This is a genomic window from Stenotrophomonas sp. Steno-Z10-HUANG, assembly GCF_056393075.1.
Genome location: NZ_JBWJPA010000020.1, coordinates 1 through 2,137 on the forward strand (window position 1 = coordinate 1; position 2,137 = coordinate 2,137).

Consider the following 2,137-nt stretch of genomic DNA (forward strand, 5'->3'; position numbering starts at 1 on the left):
CGCGGAGACCTCGGACAGGTTGCCGTCGGTGGTTTCCATCAGGCGGTTGAGCCCGGCCACCATGTCGCGGAAGTCGTGCTCGAAGCGTGTGGCATCGCCGCGCACGCTGAAATCGCCCGCGGCTGCGGCACCGGCCAGGCGCTTGATCTCGGCATTGATCGCCGACAGGCTGGCCTTGGTCTCGTCCATGGCCCGGGTGATGGCGGCTTTCTCGCCCGGCAGGCGGTCCATGTCCACCGACAGGTCGCCGTGCGCATAGCGCTGCATCACCTCGACGATCCGCGCGGTCACCTCCAGGTGGCTGGAGACCAGTTGGTTGGTGCCGGCGACCATCACCCCGTAATCGCCGGGGAAGCGGGAGGCATCGATGCGGTGGCTCACGCTGCCGGCATCGTGGCGCGCGGCCATCTCACCCTGGGCATCGATCACCGCGCGGATCTGGTCGCGCATGTGCGACTGCGCCCGCAGCAGCTGGCCCAGTTCGTCGTTGCGGCGCGCCGGGATCGGGGTGTCCAGCCTGCCCTGGGCGACGTCGGCGGACACGCGCACCGCGTCGGCCAGCGGGCGCAGCACCATGGCCCGCAGCAGCAGCCACAGGCCCGCGCAGAGCGAAGCGGCGGCGAGCAGCCCGACCAGCGCCACCAGCCCCAGCAGCGAGCGTGCCTGGGCGGTGAGCAGGTCGCGCGGCACCATCACCCCCAGCGCGAAGCGGCGGTCGCTCTTGCCGATGCGCAGCGGCGCATAGACCTGCACCATCCCGTTCCCATCGGCCTGGAAGTTGCTGTAGAGCTTGTCCTCGGCGACGGCGGCCAGGATCGCTTTGGTGGTGTCGTCGTCGCGGGTCTTGCCGACGTTGGCCGGGTCCGGCGAGGCCACCACCATGCCCATCGGCGACAGCAGTTCGGCGCGGCCCTGGCCCATCGGCCGGAGCTCGGCGATGCGCGCCTGCAGCGCCGAGAGCTCGAAGTCGGAGGTGACCACGCCCAGCACTTTGTCGCCGTCCATGATCGGAATCGCGATGGTGGTCAGCATCAGCGTCTTGCCGCCGACCTCATAGGCATACGGCTCGATGATGACCGGCTTCTTCAGCGTCCTGGGGGTGACGTACCAGGCGCCCAGTTTGGGATCCTCGTAGTCGCGCAGCGGCTCGCTGACCAGCTCGCCGCCGACCCGTGCCCAGTAGCTCATGAAGCGGCCGCTGGCGTCGTGTTCCGGGGCATCGACGAACTGCGCGTCATTGCCGTCGAACGCGTCCGGCTCCCACAGCACGCACATGCCGGCGCGCTCCGGGTGCAGCTCCAGCTGCTGGCGGAAGGTCTGCGAGACGGCGGCGCGGCTGATCTGCCCGCGCTGGGTGGCCAGGTTTTCGGCCAGGGTCTGCACCGCGTCGTAGGTCTGGCTCATCTCGGTGGACAGGTGCTGGGCCTCGAAGCGGGCGAGGTTCTCCAGCGTCGCCTGCGAGGAGGCCAGCAGGGCGCGGCTGCTCTTCCAGTAGCTGATCGCGGCGGTGAGGCCGAACGCGGCCAGGGCGATCAGGGCGATGCCCAGCATCAGGCGGGTGGCGACGCTGCTCTTGCGTTCGCCGGACAAGGAACGGGGGGACGAGACGGACATGGAGGGACCGATGAGGGCGGAATCTCCTGCTTCATCGGTCGCCGGCGGCGGTTCTTGAGGGCCGCCGCTGCCGTCCGTCGGAAAACCCCCGCCGGACCGCCGGCTTCATTCGAAACCGGCGGCAACCCGCGGCCTGGACCGGCTCAGAACTCCTGCCAGTCGCCGCCATCGGCGTCCTTCGCCGGCGCGATCACGCGCGGCGCGGGCGCCAGCTTCGGCGCCGGGGCCCGGGCCGGGGCGGCGGCGCGGCGGGGGGCGGGCGGGGCACTGGCCGGCGCGGCGGCGGCATCGTCGAGGTGGAACAGGGCGACCGCTTCGCTCAGCTGGTGCGCCTGTTCCTCCATCGAACGCGCGGCGGCGGTGGCTTCCTCCACCAGCGCGGCATTCTGCTGGGTGGTCTCGTCCATCTGCATCACGGTCTGGTTGACCTGCTCGATGCCGGCGGTCTGTTCCTGCGAGGCGGCCGAGATCTCGGCCATGATGTCGGTCACCCGCTGCACCGAGGTCACGATCTCGCCCATGG

At 70.6% G+C, this 2,137-nt stretch carries 1 protein-coding gene and 1 pseudogene; both read right to left on the bottom strand.

Translation table 11 applies throughout. The annotated features are described in order from the left end of the window. A partial coding sequence (locus tag AC06E6_RS16350; RefSeq protein ID WP_478062057.1) for a cache domain-containing protein occupies positions 1–1,614 on the bottom strand: 1,614 nt, incomplete at its 3' end. Between the two features lie 143 nt (positions 1,615–1,757). Continuing rightward, positions 1,758–2,137: pseudogene (locus tag AC06E6_RS16355) on the bottom strand (methyl-accepting chemotaxis protein); the annotation flags it as partial.